Here is a 17,843-nt window from a genome sequence, read left to right on the forward strand (position 1 = left end):
TGAAGGATACCATAGACAACTACGAAAAGTGACCAAGAATAAAACCACATATCCTACTGACGAATCGTTAGTAAAAATACTGTACCTGGCAACAATGGAAGCTAGTAAGAAATGGACAATGCCTATTCGTACATGGAAAGAATGCATATCTCAGTTTGCGATTTACTTTGAGGAACGAATAGCATTAGAGCTAATGAAATGATGGGGCTTCGCCCCAGAGTTTATCGCTTTTGTTCTCCCAGAAGACAAAAAAAGAGGGGATCCTAAGTCCCCTCGCCTTCTGGCAGAATCCCTTGTTAGCGCTCAGGTTGCTCTCCAGCAGTGCCTTATCCTCTAACAGGGCAAGAGCCATGTATAGTATGCCCACTTAATGGAAAACTAAAAACCATAATCTAGTAGAACTTAGTAATGAATTTTTCTAATATAAAATCCATTTACACAAAATTATTTACACTTCCTTTTCTTTTTTCAAGTTATACTTCACCTCAAATTTGTCATTTTCGATTTATGATTTGGTAGATTTCAGTATTCTTTAGCTATTGCATATAACGGTTTGCATCTACGACGTGACCCAGCCTTACATAGCTCTTATGTAGGCTGGGTCATGTGTTGTCTGTATTAACTTCTTTGCATTTCCTCGGACAACTAAGCGTAGATGTGTTGTTATACAACGTAGTTTGCTATACATACTATTTAATCGAATATGTTTTATAATCTATTATTGATTTTTGTGATATAAAGTAATCCGATCCTAATATTGCATCAAATCCATAAGTCTCTCTAGTAATTCCTAGTTGCAATCTAAATTCTTCTAATATTTTTGAGTCTATTTTTAATCTTGATACTGGTTGTTCATAACACAACTCACTCTCTCCGCCTACTCCATACATTCTTTTAGCTTTACCTTTAATTGGGTCAATCTCAATTCCTACGTCACCAGCTAAATCAGCATCAATAATCGTATTTGACGAACCTGTATCAATCAAAACATTATCTAATTCTATTTTTTTATCCCGGTATTCTATTCGTAGCGATACGATTGGCAAGCCATTTTCTAATCGTATTTTCAATTGTATCGCCCACTTCGTATGCCCACAAATTTTTCTTCAGTTACTTCTACATCTTCGTTGCAAGTGTGAAATATATACAATTCCCTTGTTCTGTCCTCTAAATGTATCTTTTTATATTCTTTCCATGCATCTGCTGATTTGGTGAAATCTGAAATTACTGCCATCTCTTTAATCTTTCTTCTGTTTTCTGATGACTCTGCATTTAACGCCTCAATTAAAACCCACTTTTCTGGAAACTGGTTTCTAACGTCTTGCCATTTCATATATATCACCCCAAATCCTTCTTTTGATTACATTCTATAATATTTTTTTGTATTTTTCTATTCTTTGCGCGAAATTGCTTCCTATGTTGTATAACTAATATACTACCGAACCATAGTGTCGGGAATCCCGCTAGTATGGGCGGATTCACGACATTAGGTGGGTAATCTCATACTCTAGACAACTTATTATGAGCACTTCGACGCATTACCATGTTATTCCTGCTATTCCAGCAAATTTTGTCAAAATTCAACAGTTAGTACAAAAATAGAAAGCTGTTTTAAACAAAAAAATCCCCCTAGCTATGTAGGAGGACAAAGTAATACGCTATGCTCAGTAGCATAGCGCTCAATGGTAAGCTTATGATCGAAATGATGAAATAATCCAAAAAATCAGTGATAATACAATGCTTAGGATTATGGATGTGACGATTGGGAAGTAAAAGCGAAAATTCTCCCTTTCGACCACTACGTCCCCTGGTAGTCTCCCTAATGATAGAAACCTTCCACCCACCTGCCACAACAAGCCAGCGATAACAAGTACAATTCCTATATAGATGAGAACACGTCCAAAATCGTTGATAGTATTACCTCCTAACTGCATTTCCTAATCCTATAGTATATCCTGTAGTTTATATTATACTCATTATTCAGGCATAGGAATTCCAAAATGTTCATAGGCTTGAGGAGTTACAACCCTTCCTCTAGGAGTTCGTTGTAAAAATCCTATTTGCAAAAGATAAGGTTCATACACATCTTCTATTGTATCTGACTCTTCGCCGATGGTAGCTGCTATAGTATCGAGCCCAACAGGACCGCCAGCGAATTTTGTAATTATTGTCTTTAGTAAACGGTGGTCAACATGGTCGAGTCCAATAGCGTCGACCTGAATCATCTGTAACGCTAGCTGAGCTATTTCCAGGGTAATAATTCCTTCACCACGCACCTGTGCCACATCACGAACACGCTTCAGCATACGGTTTGCTATCCTTGGGGTGCCTCGAGAACGCCTAGCAATTTCCATGGCGCCGTTCTGATCAATTGGTACATTTAGAATCTCTGCCGCTCGAATGACTATCTGATAAAGCTCATCGTCTGTGTAGTATTCCAAACGCGTTACGACTCCAAATCTGTCCCTTAACGGCGAAGAAAGCTTGCCCGCTCTCGTTGTTGCTCCAATTAGGGTGAATGGTGCTAGCTCAAGTCTCACAGACCTAGCACTTGGACCTTTACCGATAATAATATCGAGGGCAAAATCCTCCATGGCAGGGTATAAAACTTCCTCTACACTTCGCTGGAGCTGGTGAATTTCATCGATAAACAACACATCGTTTTCCTGTAAATTGGTTAAGATTGCTGCTAAGTCTCCAGGCCGCTCAATTGCTGGCCCCGAGGTTGTACGTATATTAACACCAAGCTCATTAGCTATGATATTAGACAGGGTTGTCTTCCCGAGACCTGGTGGTCCATATAGTAGTACGTGATCAAGGGCTTCCTTGCGCATTTTGGCCGCTTCGATAAAAACCTTTAGGTTTTCTTTGGCTCGCGTTTGTCCTATATATTCTGCTAGGTATCTAGGTCGCAGGCTATATTCTACTTCATTATCTTCTTCCGTTAGTCTAGCAGAAATGACTCGTTCTTCCATGCTCTTTCCTCCTCAACAGCGTCAAATCACTTAATCCTGCATTAATCTTTGCAGACATTTTTTGATATATATATCCGCTGTCCATGTCGTTCGCTCAGCATCATTATTATTAGCTATTAAATCACCAATAACCTTTTCTACTTCCCTTGTTGAATAGCCTAGTGCTTCTAAGGCTGCCATCGTATCCTGCATTACCATCGATATATTACCACGCGGCGTCACGATATCGGTCTGCACTTCCATCTTCCATTCCTGACAAGCCACTGGCTGCATGTCTTTTATCTTATCCTTTAAGTCGAGAACAATGCGCTGGGCTGTTTTCTTACCGATGCCAGGAAGTTTTACTAAAAAAGCCATATCCTCAAATTTAATAGCTTGATAGAGTCTATCTAGCTCGGCCGCACCGACAATATTCAAGGCCACCTTAGGGCCTATTCCCGACACTTGAATGAGTAGCTTAAATAGCTTCTTCTCCGCTTTATCTATAAACCCATACAAAGAAATATCATCTTCGCGCACGCTTTGGTGTGTATAAATCGTAACTGTATCGCCTTCTTTAATCTTCCCATAAACACTACCTGGAGTATTTATATAGTAGCCGACTCCAGCTGCACTGACAATTATATGGTCAAATTCTATCTCTTCTACTCTACCTTCAATGAAAGCTATCATATTTCTGGTACCTACCTTTGACTTTACTATGTTCTTTACTATATTTTATGTATTCTATTTGCCACTTAACTTACTAAGTATCGGCGCACAGTGGGCATGGCAAATGCTTACTGCTAATGCGTCCGCCGCATCGTCAGGTTTAGGTATTACCTTCAGATTAAGAAACATCTTGACCATCTCCTGAACTTGCTGTTTATCGGCACGCCCATAGCCACAAATGGCCTGCTTTACCTGTAAGGGGGTATATTCAAACACGGACATCTTCGCTTGCACTCCTGCTAAAAGTACAACTCCCCGAGCCTGTCCTACAGTAATTGCCGTCGTTACGTTTCGATTAAAAAAAAGCTCCTCAACAGCCATTGCATCTGGCTTGTAGGTTTCTATTAAGCTTGTAAGGTCTTCGTATAATATACCAAGTCTGCTTGGCATATCCGTATTCGCTTCTGTGCGAATACAACCATAGTCAACAGGCTTCAACTGATTTCCAACGGAATCTATAATCCCATATCCTAAAATCGCTGTACCTGGGTCAATTCCTAGAATTCGCAACTTGGATTCTCCTCTTTAACAAACTGACGTTCCCGTCTATACATACCATATCAATTTCATCGCAATTTAGCAACGCTATTTAATCATTTAATCTATACTTATCTTCATAAATCGTATTACAAGTACTGCAGGCAGTATGTATCCCAGCATCGCTTGTATTATAGCCAAAAATCTAGAAAGTCCAAATGGCGTAACATCTCCATACCCTATGGAGAACAATGTAATAACGCTAAAATATAGTGCATTCAGCACTCTTGTCGAGCCCGCATTCATTGGTTCATTCAATTTATAGCTACCGTTATAATGATCAACCAGAGAACCTAAATTAACTATATCAAATAGCGAGTACAATAATGCAAACAGTATCACGACATTAATATATACTGCTAACAGAAATAAAAATTGGCTTTTCATTAATTCTAATTTCTTTTGCCTACTCACCAGAAAACCCCATTCATCAATAGTATAATACTATTTTATGATGCATGCCCTCTGCTTTAGAATAAGACATATTATTTATGGTACTCTTACTTGGATACCGTGCTTTATCACTTCTATGTCCCATGGTAACGGATGTCCTGCTTCTCCATCGAGATCTGTCTCTATATTAGGAGTTGTTTCTAGACGAAACTTCTTGCCTTGTACATAGATAATGACGGAGTCCTCTAAATGCTCACCAACGAGACTTTTACGCAATGCAGATAACAATTGAGCAGGGGATCCGTCCTTTATAATCATTAAATCTAACAAGCCATCCTGCATAGCAGCAGTCGGAACAATTTCATTAAATCCTCCAGCACCTTTGCCATTAAGCAACAAAAACAAAAATGCATTGCAGATAAAGCTTTGTCCGTCTACCTCTACCCTTAGCTCAAAGGATTTCATCTCAGATAATTTCAACGCTCCACTTAAGTAATATGCTCCTTTACCTAACAGGTTTTTCGACTTCGGGCTTACCTGGTGAGCAACCTCTGTCATGAATCCTGCAGAGGCAATATTAATGAAATATGATTGATTAATCTTTCCTAAATCAACTGGCTCTGCCTGACCGTCCGTGATAACTCTGCAATATCCCTCTAAGTCAGTTGAAATACCTAAGTTCCTAGCTGTATCGTTGGCTGTGCCAATTGGGAAAATCCCTAGTGGCACTTTGATACCGAGGTGCATCATTGCATTTACAACTCCATGCACTGTACCATCACCGCCCGCAGCTATAATGGTATGAAAGCCTTCTAAATCCATCGCTGCCATATCTGTAAGAAGCTGCTTATTGTTCCGAATTCTCCAAGGAACGACCTGCAGACCAGCTTCTTGCATAATACTGATAATTGTATCTAAGCGAGTATGAAAGGTCCCTCCGCCCGCTACAGGATTATAAAACAATGCAATTTTATCCATGCGTCTCCACCCTTTTAAAATTCAACAACAATTTATATATCCTTCATGTTATTTTATTTGGCAAGGACTGTCAATGTACTGCATCTCCTATTTCAATAGCTATTAGTAGCTAGCTGATATCTCTCTAATATACAAAAGGCTTTCAATCGGAATAAGCTGATTGCCTGAGCGCAACTTGCATTTGAGCATTCCCTGAGCGGAAAAGATTCCTGCAATTCTACCCTGTTCTGTTCGTATCTCAGTTTCCCTTACAGCCTTTGGATTAAACACCTTGTGGAGATACGCTGCGTATTCCTCTGGGTTAAGCTTTATCGGGTTAATGGTCTCCTGCCAACAAATTTCTACTATACAGCCTGTTTCTATGGCTTTGCGAACAGCTTGCTCCTTGTCCTCCTCTTCCTGGACAACGATTTCCTTCTGAGCATAGCTATAATCCCTGCGTTTACTCTCAATGACTTTTTCCTTATGCTCGGGTAGCATCATTCGATGACCTTCATATAGCTTATTTCCTCGATTCAATCCCCGTGGACAATTGTTAGTAAAGCTGTCTTTCATTTACCATCCGCCACCTTTGTTATCTTTTTACGCCTTATGTCCACCAATCAATCCAGAGCGTTCATGGTATAGCCCGCCTTCATCTAATGAAGATGCTTTGAAAATAGCAGTTTTCCCATACCGATAGCGAATATTGTCAATGGTATAGGCAAGGGAGCGCTCGGCAATACGGTCATGAAATACCTCTAGCTGCAACGCCTCATCATCCATAAGGTTCGACAGAGAAATTTGGACTGCCCGCACGGGATGATGACCCCAGTGCTTTTGAAATAGCCATTCTACAAGGGGATATACATCCGTTGCCAGATTGCTATAGGTCGCCAATGACTTTGAACGATGAACACTAGATATTAAATCGACTCCACGAACGTAGAGGGAAACGGTTTTGCCAATCTTGCCTTTCCTACGCGCTCTACAGCATACTTCCTCAGTAATCTCTCGCAGTACAACCTTCGTCTCATCCCAGCAATAATAGTCCTTGGGCAGGGTAACGGAGTGCCCAATCCCTTTGACTCCATCATGGGAATGCGGCGTTACAGGTGATGAATCGATTCCATTGGCCGACAAGTGATATACCTCTCCCATAATGCCGTACTTCTTTTTCAATAGCTCCAGCGGGTAGTTCGCTAGCGTTCCAATCGTAGTGATGCCCATGTTACGAAAATTCCGCTCCATACGGTTACCAACGCCAAACAAGTCTTTTACAGGTCTTGGCCAAAGCTTGTTTGGAATGTCTTCTATAGACCAGATAGCAACCCCTGTCGCACTTTTCTTCGCTTCTACGTCACAGCAAACCTTTGCCAGCAGCTTGTTAGGAGCAATTCCTATTGAACAAGGAACACCCACCACTTCCCTTACATGCTTGCGAAATTTATGGGCCACATCAACAGAGGAACCAAATAACTTTTCCGTCCCCTTCGTATCGATAAACAACTCATCTATGGAGAAAGGTTCAACAAGGGGTGAATACTCTTTAGCAATTTCAATAATTGCCATGGAAGCCTCTACATATCTAGCCATTTGTGGGCGAACAACAATAGCGTCAGGACACAGATTCAACGCCTCCCAGCAGGCCATCGCCGTTTTTATTCCATGTTTCTTCGCCTCACGACTAGCAGCTAGAGTAATTCCATGGCGCTTAGCTGGATCTCCACAAACAATCACAGGCTTTCCCTTAAGCTCTGGATTAAGTGCCTGCTCCACAGAAGCAAAGAAGGAGTTCATATCCGCTAATAAGATTGTCTCCATCAAATCATCTCCGAATATATATTCAAATGAAAACACAACAAAAAGAACATCTGTTCTTTATATAATATAACAAAACAGATGTTCTTATGCAACTTATGTTTTAACCGATTCTCTCTGCTTCTAGTTGTTTTAGCTGGTAGAAGTAGCCTTGATTATGCATTAGCTCCGCAAAGCTTCCCTGCTCGATAATCTGCCCTTTGTTTATCACTAGAATCTCATCCATTTTTTCTAAGCCTACAAGTCTATGGGTAATATAGATGACGGATTTCTTTGCAATTTGTGGCCAGAGAACTGACAGTACTTCCTGTTCCGTTATCGAGTCAAGCCCCGTAGTCGGTTCATCCAGCAATAGCATCGGCGCATCTTTCAAAATCATGCGCGCAATCGCTAGACGTTGTCGTTCTCCTCCTGATAATGATGCACCCTTTTCACTGAGGATGTCGTCTAAGGAAATATGCTCAAGCTGCACCTGAGCTAATACCTGTGCTAGCTCCTCATCAGTCGCCTGTGGTTTTGCTAGCAGTAAGTTCTGTCGGACAGATGCATGGAAGAAGTGATTCGCCTGTGAAACAACGCCAAAAAACTGTCGCGCTGCTTCTGGTGTATAATTAGCTAACTCAATTTCTCCTAAACGAATTGAACCTTCAAATGATTCATAATACTTCAACAGCAAATTGACAATGCTACTCTTTCCAGAGCCGCTCGGACCAACTATAGCTACCTTCTTGCCAGGCTCTAATGTATAATTTATACCCTGTAACGCCTTGCGCTCCTCGTTCGGATAGGCAAAGTGTACATTCTGAAATGCGATAGGAACAGGTGTCTTGTCATCCACATCCTGTATTAGTTGCTGCTCGAGCTGTATAGGCTGTTGTCCTGTCAGGTTAAAGAGTCGGCTAGCCGCAATCCTACTTTCCTCTAAATGGCTCGGCAGGGCTGCGACTGGTGTTGCCGCTTCAAAGACAGTCAATGCCACTAATACAAGCATAGCTAGAAAAACACCGTTAATATGTCCAGCTTCAACTAGCACAATTCCAATAATTAAAACTACCCAGGCTGTTAAGAAAGATCCTACCAAGGCAAGACTTTCACCTACACCTGTGATATTACTATTCTTCTCCTGCTCTTTAATCAATTCCCTTGAAGTATGTTCAAGCTCTGATTGCTTGTGCTTCAACTGACGATTCATTTTCAAATCGACAAAGCCAAAGAAGAATTCCGTCGCTTGACTAGATAGCTCCGAGCGCTTGTGCCGTAGCTGGTAGCCGTTGTTCTTAGTAGCATAGGTTAAAAGCGCTGGCAAGAGTATCCCGACTATTAATAAACCTCCGATTAACGCAATCGCCATCTGCCAGGAAAATGTAAGCAGTAATATACCTGTAGCCAGGAAGACAACAAGCATAACCAACGGTGGATATACGACCCGCAGGAAAAAGTATTGTAGACTCTCAACATCTGCTACGACTCGAGACAAGATATCACCGCTGCGATAGTTCATAAAAATAGCTGGTGCTAAGGGCTCCATTTTATCATAAAAGTAAACCCGTAATTTTCCCAGGATTGAGAATGTCGCTTTATGGGAAACATAGCGCTCTACATACCTAGCACCTGCACGTGCTAATCCAAAGAAGCGAACACTCACTATTGTTATTGTAAGTGTATATAAAGGTGGCTGTAAGGCTGCCTGTGAAATCAAGTAACCCCCTGTACCCATCAAACCGACAGAACTGATTGCAGCAAGAAACCCAAATACTATGGCAAGAAATATGTTCTTCTTCTCCGTCACCATCAGTTTTATTACTGTTCCAAGCTCTCTCATAGACGGTCACCTCGATATACGGAAACAATTTGACGATACAACTCAGAGCTACCTAATAGTTGTTCATGATTGCCTATGGCAGCAATTTCTCCATCCGTTAATAAGATAATCCGATCTGCTTTCATAACAGTTTGCAGTCTGTGTGCAACCGTAATCACCGTCGCCTGCTGACATAGTGTTTCCATCGCCTGCTGTAAGAAGTGCTCTGTTTCTACATCGAGTCCAGCGGTAGGCTCATCGAGGATAACAATTGGAGCCTGCTTTAGAAATGCCCTAGCAAGAGCTACACGCTGCTTCTCACCACCAGACAAACCACGTCCTCCTTCACCAACTGGAGTATCGTAACCTCTGGATAGCTCCTTAACAAATCTATCAACACCAGCAAGCTGACCTGCCATCATAATATCCTGAGTACTGGCATCCTCCCTACCAATTGCAATGTTCTCAGCTACTGTACCCGAGAATAGATAGGGCTCTTGGGATACATATGCAACATTTGCGCGCCAAACGTCTTCTTTAAATGATGATAGTGGAATGTCATTTATCAAAATTCTACCTTCGCTTGGTGGTATAAGACCCAATAAAACCTTTAGTAGTGTTGTTTTTCCAGACCCACTTCTACCAATGATGGCAATTCGTTCACCTGCGTTGATGTTCAAATTAATATTCTTTAGTACTGGTATATGTTCCATATAGGAAAATGACACATTTTCTATCGCAATAGCACCAGGTCGCTTATTTCGTTGCCATTGTTCGTCAGCAACAGCAAAGTCACTCTCACCCCAAACAGGCTTTACATCAGACTCGTCTAAGACGTCCCAGACTTTTTCCGCTGCAGCTATACTATTTCTACCTGTGTGGAAACTACTTCCAAGGTTCTTCAACGGAAGATATAATTCAGGTGCTAATAATAAAATGAAAAATGCAGTATGAAAAGTTAAATGGCCATATACTAACCTTAAGCCGACCTCTACGGCAATCATTGCTGTACTAATAGTCGCAAGTATCTCTAGCATTAAAGCAGACAAAAAGGCTATTTTCAATACATCCATCGTTGTATCGCGAAAGTTATTACTCATTTCAACAATCTTTTGTCGCTGCTGCTTACTTCTGCCAAAAATCTTCAGTGTTGCAAGTCCCTGTAGCACATCCAAAAAGTGCCCTGAAAACCGCACAAGGCTATCCATCTGTTGACGGGCTTTTTTGTCCGCCATGTTGCCGATAATCACCATAAACACGGGAATTAACGGAGCCGTAACCAGCATAATCAGCCCTGAATAAATGTTAAAGGAAAATACAACGATTAGAATCATCGGCGGAATAATAGCTGCCTGTAATAGCTGTGGCAAGTAACGACTATAGTATCCGTCTAGATGGTCAATTGCATCGGTCATGACGCTAATTATTTGCCCTGTTTTATGACGAAAAAGCTGTCCTGGTTCAGTTTTCGAAAGCTTTACTAATAGCCGTTCACGTATACTACCTTTTACAATGGTAGCAAGTCGACTACTGAGTCTACTATTACCATAGCTAATAGTCCCCCTACCAATGAAAACAGCTAACAGTAGCCATAGCATGCCCCAGGTTGACTGTAATCCCTGTCCTTGTAAAAATACTGCATCTACAATAGTTGCTATCATATACCCTTGCCCAATCGCTAAGACACCACCAATAACAGCAAAGCAAACCAGGAAGGCAAAAATCCATTTATGATTTTGTACCTCCTGGTTTAAACGCTTATCAAGCATATTTATCTATTAGTAGTGACGCTCAACGGTCGCTTTACCGCGGAATACATAATACACATAGGTAGTGTAAGCTAAAACAATAGGTACCCCGATCAGTGCGATTATTAACATAACCGTTAATGTAAGATCAGTTGATGATGCATTGTAGATGGTTAAGTTTCTAGCTGGATCCGTTGCAATAACCATGTTCGGGAACAAGCCCACCGCAACAGTTATTATTTTAGTTGCAATAATTAGTGAGCTAGCTATAAAGACCTTTCCATATGCTTCTTTCTTCAGAAGAACTGGAATTGCAGCTAATAGAAGCAATGTCGCTAACGGAATTGCAAACAGCACAGGGAAGTTATTAAGGTTTGTAAACATATGTGGAGCTAAGAAATACGTAGCTACTGTTCCAATTATCCATGCTCCAAGTAATGACCAACAGAACTTGCTCGTTAGTCCAATCGCGCGCTGTTGTAAATCCCCTTCAGTCTTTAGCGTCGTATAGGTAACGCCCTGAAGTAGGAAACCTAAGAGACCAACAACACCAAGAATTAAAGCGTATGGATTCAATAGAGCAAAGAAGCTACCTGCATAATTCTGCATATCATCTAATGGGATTCCTACAACAACATTACCAACAGCTACACCAAACAATAACGCTGGCAGGAAGCTACCGATAAAGAACAGATTACCCATCAATTTTTGCATTGGCTTATCGTCATCTAACTTGAAGTAATACTCAATTCCTATTGCACGGAAAATCAATCCGAACAGCACTAACATCATTGCTAAATAAAAACCACTGAATACTGTAGCATATACAAATGGAAACGCTGCAAATAATGCTCCTCCACCTGTTATTAACCAAACTTCATTGCCATCCCATACAGGTCCGATGGAGTTAATTAAAATTTTCTTTTCATCCTCTGTTTTCCCTAGATAGTGAAACAAGCTACCAATACCAAGGTCAAATCCATCAAGAATGGCATATCCAATAATCAAGACACCAAACAGTATAAACCAAATCGCATTTAAATCCATTATAGAGTGACCTCCTTCCCAGAATCCATTGGACGATCAATTGTCGTATCGATATCGACATTGAACTTCTTAACTTCTCTAATCATTAAGAATATCATCAAGAATAACAGGAATGCATAGATTGCGATAAATAACACTAGAGAAATCAACACTTCAGCTACACTTAAATGGGAAACTGCATCGGCTGTTCTTAATAGTCCATAAACAATCCACGGCTGTCTTCCCCATTCTGCAACAATCCAGCCAAATGTGTTTGCAATGTATGGTAATGGTAATAACCATACAGCCGCTTTAAGAACCAGTTCATTGTCATACAGCCTTCCACGCTTCATTTGTACTGCTAAAAATATCATCCAGAATATAATTAGCGTACCTGTTCCAACCATGATTCTAAAGGAAATGAAGTTCCCGAGAACAGGTGGGCGATCCTCTGGAGCGAACTCTCTAAGCCCTGTTACAGGAGCATTAATGTCGCTGTGAGCTAGTAAGCTTAGTGCCCCTGGTATGCCAATTTCAAATCTATTTCTTTCATTCTCATAATCAGGGATAGCGAACAATAGTAACGCTGCACGCTCTTCTGTTTCCCAATGAGCCTCATAAGCAGCAAGCTTTTCTGGCTGTGTTTCAGCAACTAATACTGCGTGGGAGTGACCAGAAGCACCTTGTAATAAAGCAAATACTAGACCAAATATTACAGCAAACTTCATTGATGATTTAGCAAGTTCAACATTTCTTTTGTTAAGTAAGTAATAAGCACTGACAGCTATTATGAAGAAAGCAGCTGTGATGTATGCACCCTCTAATACGTGAGATAATCTCACTAACGTTGAAGGATTGAATAATACTTCGTAGAAGCTTGTCATTTCTGCACGGCCAAGTTCTTCGTTAATACGGTATCCTGCTGGAGTTTGCATCCAGGAGTTCGCTGCAATAATCCAGAAAGCCGAGAAATTTGTACCTATTGCTACCATTAAAGCAGCGAAGAAACGCATACCCTTTGAAATTTTATCTCTACCAAATACTAAAAGTCCAATAAATACAGATTCTAAGAAGAATGCAAAGACTCCTTCTGCAGCAAGCGGTGCACCAAAGATATCACCTACATAACGCGAGTATGCCGCCCAGTTAGTTCCAAATTGGAACTCCATTGTAATACCTGTAGCAACTCCGACGGCGAAGTTAACGAGGAATAGCTTCGTCCAAAAGCGTGCCATCTTATCGTAAAGAGCCTCGCCTGTTCGCCAATACCTAAACTCCAGGTAAGCGATAAAAATCGCCAGTCCAATCGTTAATGGTACAAAAAAGTAGTGAATAATCGCAGTTAAAGTAAATTGCAGTCTTGATAATAAAACTACATCAAAAAATTCCATACATTAAACACCTCCTGTTATAATTAAACATGATAATCACAAAAACTTAGGTAATTGTATTAGTTGCATCTGGCTCCGAACAACTAGAAAACACATCACCTTCTTTCATAATCTGTTCTTTTTCTACTAAAGTCTTGAAGTCTATATTTTTAAGACGAGTGGATATATCGTACCTCAGCTTTGCTAGTTCATGATGAACGACGCAGGAACCAATAGCGCTTTTGCTGCATTGGTTATTACCCTTAAAACATACATTCACAAAAACTGGGCCTTCAACAGCTTCTACGACATCTAACATCTTTATCTCTTCAGGTTTTCGCCCAAGTGTAAAACCACCATTAACACCTCGGAATGATTTTACTAAACCGTGAGCTGAAAGCTTCCTCATGATTTTAAATAGAAATCGTTCTGGAATACACTCTGTTTCGCTTATTTCTACTGCTTCAATCCGTTTACTAGCTGGTTGCTTTGATAAAAATAATATAATACGAAATCCATAGTCTGTTGCCTGGTTAAATATCATAGCGTCACCTCACACTAGTTCAAAAATGTCATCATGAACAAATTTTGAAATCACACTCCACTCATGTGCTATTTGTCAATTATTACATGTAATAAACTAAAATATTTGTATACTTCAACCTACATTTTCCTTAATTTATTCATAGTTTTTGTGAATATATTTTGAAAGTATACCATTATAGTGATGTTTGATTTAAATATATTTCATTTGTTTCTTGTTGTCAATACGATTTGCACATAATTTTAAAAAGATTATAAGTTTATTTTGCATCTAAAAGAGCAGACCTAAATCAGGTCTGCTCTTCCTTTAGCTAATCATATGTTTCTTTTATAATCCTGGAATTGAAATCGTTGGTGAATTTGCATTTTCGGAACCAATTTCACAACAGTCAGCTCTTTCAAGCCCTGAATTACCACTAGTTCCACAGCATCCTCTCGCTACACCAGCAGTTGCTCCACCATCAGCTGCACCTCCAGTAGCACAGCACCCTCTACCAAAGCCACGGCTCTGAGGCTGAGTACTGCTTGCGATAGCAGCAGCTATAAATTGCTCTTTCATAAGCGTAGCTTGTTCTTCCGTAAGTTGTCCAGACTCTAAGTATCTGTCTACCAGCTCCATACGTAAGTCTAAAATCTCTTGGTTTATAGGATCAATCTGTTGGCTTCCTGTTGATTCCGTTGTTGCAAGCACCCCTGGAACTGTGAAAACCACGACAGCAGCTAATGCAACAAAAAGCAAAATAGTTTTCTTCATCGTATCACCTCTTTTTGTTATTTTATAGTATATTGCACTCTTATAGTATCCATAAAGTTTGCAGAATTTATGGAGATAGTGTTATATTTTTTTGTTCATTCTAATAACTACCTCAGCAACCTCAGCCATCTTATTATGACCCAATTTATTAGGGTGGCAGCCATCATAATCATATTCTGCTTTTATCGCATTTGTCTTAGGGTCTACTAAGGCTGCATAAAAGTCGATTACAGGGATGTTTTCTTCAATTGCATAGTTTTTCATCCATAATCTATACTGCTCAAGTAAAGACTCTTCATACGTATCATCAATGGGTATTGGTAATCCGAGAATAATCGAAACGGCTTTAGAACTGTTCCTAATCTGCTGAATAATTCCCTCTATATTCATCTGAACTACCTCAAGTGGCAAGTGATGAAATGCATCATTTGTGCCTCCAAGTACAATAATAACATCTGGATTTACTGCTAATGCTTCTCTAACCCTATATAACATGCCCGCCGTCAAATCTCCATTGATACCCATATTACAATACTCAACTGTTAGACGTTTGCATACAATATTAAACCAAGAATCTTCTTTACTAAATGGATATCCCTCAGTTATCGAATCACCTAATCCTACTAATTTCAAAAATAACACCTCCGCAGTTTTCATTATACCTACTATTTAATAAGAAAATCTTTTAAAAAACAAGCTATATTTGTGCCCATTTTATGTACCCTTGCGTACTATAAATACATCTATATGTGTTATAAAATAACAGTTATTTAAGCGGAGGTACTTAGTAAATGAACTATGAAAATAGCAAGACTGCTGTAGCATATTTAAAAGGTGGACCTTTGGCTCCTGACTTGCGTGGGATTGTCTATTTAATGAGTGTACCTGGAGGAACGGAGGTATTTGTAGAGGTTGAGGGCCTTCCACAATATCAACCTGCCACAAATGACGAAAATCCAATTGGGCCACATGGCTTTCACATACATGAAGTTGGTAGCTGTGAAGTCGGTGACCCTGAAGACCCATTTCAAGCAGCAGGTCAACATTGGGCACCAAGGGGTCAACCGCATGGAAATCATGCTGGTGACTTTCCAGTTCTATTTTCCAATGATGGTTATGCCCGCATGAGTTTTTTTACAAATAAATTTGATGTGGCGGAGGCTATCGGTAAATCTATAATTATTCACAAAAACCCAGATGACTACCGCTCACAGCCAGCAGGTGATGCTGGAAAACGCCTGGCCTGTGGTCTTATACAATGGCTTGAGCCAATTAATCCATCATGTGTAAACTGTCAATTTCTCTAATCAAATCATGTATTTAAATTTAGTTTCTTCTCCTAATTAAGTCTTTTCCTATAAAGGAAAGGGCTTTTTTTTGCATTTGGATAATACGCTCATTATATTTGTCATAATTATCTCAGGTAACTGTGATATTTTTCATAACGATTAAAGTAGTTTTCTTGTATAATTGCATACAGAAGATAAATAATCTAGTGATTACAAAAATCATAAAAGAAATTAGGAAGGTGACTTATTATGAAAAGAAAAATTGTTCATATACACGAAGAACTATGTAACGGCTGTGAGCTATGTGTACAAGCATGTCACGAGGCTGCTATCCAGATGGTTGATGGAAAAGCTAAGCTATTAGACGACAAGTACTGTGATGGGTTAGGTGATTGTTTGCCAGCATGTCCTACAGGTGCTATTGAAATTATTGAAAGGGAAGCTGCTGAGTTTGATGAAGAAGCTGTTAAGGAGCTATTAACATCATTGGGCCGCGAGATTCCTGCAGCACTACAAACTAAAGAAGAGCCAACCGCTAGTAAACCTGCTCCATCATTTGGTGGATGCCCAGGCATGCAAGCGAAGAAATTAGCTCAAAACTCTGAACAACAAGCATCGTCAATCGATGACGGTTCTATAAGACCATCTCAATTACGCCAGTGGCCTGTACAGTTAAACTTATTGAACCCAGCTGCTGACTATTTACAAGATGCTGACCTATTAGTAGCTGCTGACTGTGTAGCATATGCATACGGAGATTTCCATAAAGATTTTATGACAGGTAAGGTTGTAGCAATTGGCTGTCCTAAGCTTGACGACAATCAATATTATGCTGAAAAACTGGCTCATATGTTTGCTAACGGAAGCATCAAGAGCGTTACAGTGGCACGCATGGAAGTTCCTTGTTGTGGAGGAATAGTTGCCGCAACTAAACAAGCCTTATCACAATCTGGCAAAAACATCAGCTATAACGAAGTAGTTATCAGCGTAGATGGTCAAGTACGTTAATAATAGACATCAGTAAACGTTAATAGATGTTAATATTCGTTAGCATCTTTAATAGGAAGAGACACTGCTTTGCATGCAAATGTGTTTTACACACTTACATGCTATCAGTGTCTCATTTTTAATTTATAATTATTCGTTTCTTATAATGAGGTAAATTATAAGCCCAATAATTGGAAAGAACAACGTAGCTACTAAGACTATTAATGCATACTCTTTACTGTTCCCTTTTCTTATAGCATCCCGATAAGCCCAGATGCTAGTAAGTATGTTCAATAATATTATTCCAAAAATAAAAATAATCACAAAGGAAAAGGCAGCCATAGAAAAACCCATTGCTGTCATCATTTTATATTCTCCCTCCAGCTTTAGATTTATTACTATCATTAGGTATAAGTATACTAAAGCAATTATACTTTTAATACGTAAAACTATTAAATAATGTTTCAGATATTAAACTAAAAAAGACCATACAGATTGTCATCAGTATGATCTTTAGTGGTGGGTCTAAGTGGACTTGAACCACCGACCTCACGCTTATCAGGCGTGCGCTCTAACCAGCTGAGCTATAGACCCAAATCTATTAAATTAAAAACTATCAATTTTTTAGAGGTTAGACGCTAGTCCAACCTCTATCAATTTGGTGACCCGTAGGGGAATCGAACCCCTGTTACCGCCGTGAAAGGGCGGTGTCTTAACCGCTTGACCAACGGGCCAATATGGTTGCGGGGACAGGACTTGAACCTGTGACCTTCGGGTTATGAGCCCGACGAGCTACCAACTGCTCCACCCCGCGTCATTTCAGCGACATCTATTATTGTATCATATATGTCACTGTAAAGCAAGTATTAAATTGCTTAGCCTGGCAACGTCCTACTCTCCCAGGGGTCTTCACCCCAAGTACCATCGGCGC

The 17,843-nt window shown here is 40.0% G+C and carries 20 protein-coding genes, 3 tRNA genes and 1 pseudogene; 3 read left to right on the forward strand and 21 right to left on the reverse strand.

Annotated features, from left to right (window positions below):
* Window positions 1–202 (forward strand): annotated as a pseudogene (locus BHF68_RS05550) (IS256 family transposase); the annotation flags it as partial.
* Between the two features lie 487 nt (window positions 203–689).
* Here BHF68_RS05550 and BHF68_RS05555 read toward each other — a convergent pair.
* The 17 genes from BHF68_RS05555 to BHF68_RS05630 all read right to left on the reverse strand — a co-directional run bounded on the left by BHF68_RS05555 (window position 690) and on the right by BHF68_RS05630 (window position 15,269).
* A complete protein-coding gene (locus BHF68_RS05555) occupies window positions 690–1,070 on the reverse strand; it encodes a retropepsin-like aspartic protease (protein ID WP_069642666.1) in 381 nt (126 codons plus the stop codon).
* A complete protein-coding gene (locus BHF68_RS05560; protein WP_069642667.1) occupies window positions 1,067–1,333 on the reverse strand; it encodes a hypothetical protein in 267 nt (88 codons plus the stop codon). The genes BHF68_RS05555 and BHF68_RS05560 overlap by 4 nt, the downstream gene beginning before the upstream one ends.
* Window positions 1,334–1,691: 358 nt before the next feature.
* Window positions 1,692–1,913 carry a DUF2905 domain-containing protein gene (locus tag BHF68_RS15810; RefSeq protein ID WP_141706237.1) on the reverse strand — a complete coding sequence of 74 codons (222 nt, stop codon included), beginning with the start codon at window positions 1,911–1,913 and terminating at the stop codon, window positions 1,692–1,694.
* A gap of 63 nt (window positions 1,914–1,976) precedes the next feature.
* A complete protein-coding gene (ruvB, locus tag BHF68_RS05565) occupies window positions 1,977–2,975 on the reverse strand; it encodes a Holliday junction branch migration DNA helicase RuvB (protein ID WP_069642668.1) in 999 nt (332 codons plus the stop codon).
* A 30-nt stretch (window positions 2,976–3,005) separates the two neighbouring features.
* On the reverse strand, window positions 3,006–3,647 hold the full coding sequence (gene ruvA, locus BHF68_RS05570; RefSeq protein ID WP_069642669.1) for a Holliday junction branch migration protein RuvA: 642 nt from the start codon (window positions 3,645–3,647) through the stop codon (window positions 3,006–3,008).
* Window positions 3,648–3,701: 54 nt separating this feature from the next.
* The gene (gene ruvC, locus BHF68_RS05575; RefSeq protein ID WP_069642670.1) at window positions 3,702–4,196 is read right to left on the reverse strand and encodes a crossover junction endodeoxyribonuclease RuvC; all 495 of its coding nucleotides are present in this window, start codon (window positions 4,194–4,196) and stop codon (window positions 3,702–3,704) included.
* An 87-nt stretch (window positions 4,197–4,283) separates the two neighbouring features.
* On the reverse strand, window positions 4,284–4,637 hold the full coding sequence (locus BHF68_RS05580) for a potassium channel family protein (protein WP_084019234.1): 354 nt from the start codon (window positions 4,635–4,637) through the stop codon (window positions 4,284–4,286).
* Between the two features lie 75 nt (window positions 4,638–4,712).
* Window positions 4,713–5,594 carry a diacylglycerol/lipid kinase family protein gene (locus tag BHF68_RS05585; RefSeq protein ID WP_069642671.1) on the reverse strand — a complete coding sequence of 294 codons (882 nt, stop codon included), beginning with the start codon at window positions 5,592–5,594 and terminating at the stop codon, window positions 4,713–4,715.
* Window positions 5,595–5,696: 102 nt separating this feature from the next.
* On the reverse strand, window positions 5,697–6,149 hold the full coding sequence (locus BHF68_RS05590; protein ID WP_069642672.1) for a hypothetical protein: 453 nt from the start codon (window positions 6,147–6,149) through the stop codon (window positions 5,697–5,699).
* A gap of 27 nt (window positions 6,150–6,176) precedes the next feature.
* Entirely contained in the window at window positions 6,177–7,397 is a 1,221-nt protein-coding gene (locus tag BHF68_RS05595) for a DNA polymerase IV (RefSeq protein WP_069642673.1), read from the reverse strand.
* A gap of 100 nt (window positions 7,398–7,497) precedes the next feature.
* Entirely contained in the window at window positions 7,498–9,216 is a 1,719-nt protein-coding gene (gene cydC / locus BHF68_RS05600) for a thiol reductant ABC exporter subunit CydC (protein WP_069642674.1), read from the reverse strand.
* A complete protein-coding gene (gene cydD, locus BHF68_RS05605) occupies window positions 9,213–10,964 on the reverse strand; it encodes a thiol reductant ABC exporter subunit CydD (RefSeq protein ID WP_069642675.1) in 1,752 nt (583 codons plus the stop codon). Before cydD ends, cydC begins: the two co-directional genes overlap by 4 nt.
* Window positions 10,965–10,973: 9 nt before the next feature.
* Complete coding sequence (gene cydB, locus BHF68_RS05610) at window positions 10,974–11,990, reverse strand: cytochrome d ubiquinol oxidase subunit II (protein WP_069642676.1); 1,017 nt, start codon at window positions 11,988–11,990, stop codon at window positions 10,974–10,976.
* Window positions 11,990–13,360 (reverse strand): cytochrome ubiquinol oxidase subunit I, encoded by a 1,371-nt coding sequence (locus BHF68_RS05615; RefSeq protein ID WP_069642677.1) that lies wholly within the window; start codon window positions 13,358–13,360, stop codon window positions 11,990–11,992. The genes cydB and BHF68_RS05615 overlap by 1 nt, the downstream gene beginning before the upstream one ends.
* Before the next feature lie 46 nt (window positions 13,361–13,406).
* Entirely contained in the window at window positions 13,407–13,883 is a 477-nt protein-coding gene (locus BHF68_RS05620) for an RrF2 family transcriptional regulator (protein WP_069642678.1), read from the reverse strand.
* A 327-nt stretch (window positions 13,884–14,210) separates the two neighbouring features.
* Window positions 14,211–14,636, reverse strand: coding sequence for a DUF2680 domain-containing protein (locus tag BHF68_RS05625; RefSeq protein WP_069642679.1), 426 nt, complete (start codon window positions 14,634–14,636; stop codon window positions 14,211–14,213).
* 81 nt (window positions 14,637–14,717) lie between these two features.
* Window positions 14,718–15,269, reverse strand: a complete 552-nt coding sequence (locus BHF68_RS05630; RefSeq protein WP_176719886.1) for a GDSL-type esterase/lipase family protein — start codon at window positions 15,267–15,269, stop codon at window positions 14,718–14,720.
* A gap of 158 nt (window positions 15,270–15,427) precedes the next feature.
* Between BHF68_RS05630 and BHF68_RS05635 the strand changes: the two genes are divergently transcribed.
* Window positions 15,428–15,943 (forward strand): superoxide dismutase family protein, encoded by a 516-nt coding sequence (locus tag BHF68_RS05635; RefSeq protein ID WP_069642681.1) that lies wholly within the window; start codon window positions 15,428–15,430, stop codon window positions 15,941–15,943.
* Window positions 15,944–16,174: 231 nt separating this feature from the next.
* Window positions 16,175–16,933, forward strand: coding sequence for an ATP-binding protein (locus BHF68_RS05640; RefSeq protein ID WP_069642682.1), 759 nt, complete (start codon window positions 16,175–16,177; stop codon window positions 16,931–16,933).
* Between the two features lie 129 nt (window positions 16,934–17,062).
* On the opposite strand, the gene BHF68_RS05645 is transcribed toward BHF68_RS05640, so the two are convergent.
* The 4 genes from BHF68_RS05645 to BHF68_RS05660 all read right to left on the reverse strand — a co-directional run bounded on the left by BHF68_RS05645 (window position 17,063) and on the right by BHF68_RS05660 (window position 17,726).
* Entirely contained in the window at window positions 17,063–17,254 is a 192-nt protein-coding gene (locus BHF68_RS05645) for a PLDc N-terminal domain-containing protein (protein ID WP_436796439.1), read from the reverse strand.
* A 175-nt stretch (window positions 17,255–17,429) separates the two neighbouring features.
* Window positions 17,430–17,506 (reverse strand) — tRNA-Ile (locus BHF68_RS05650).
* A gap of 65 nt (window positions 17,507–17,571) precedes the next feature.
* A tRNA-Glu gene (locus BHF68_RS05655) sits at window positions 17,572–17,646 on the reverse strand.
* 4 nt (window positions 17,647–17,650) lie between these two features.
* Window positions 17,651–17,726, reverse strand: a tRNA-Met gene (locus BHF68_RS05660).
* Window positions 17,727–17,843: the final 117 nt, after the last annotated feature.

Source organism: Desulfuribacillus alkaliarsenatis, assembly GCF_001730225.1.
Lineage (GTDB): Bacteria > Bacillota > Bacilli > Desulfuribacillales > Desulfuribacillaceae > Desulfuribacillus > Desulfuribacillus alkaliarsenatis.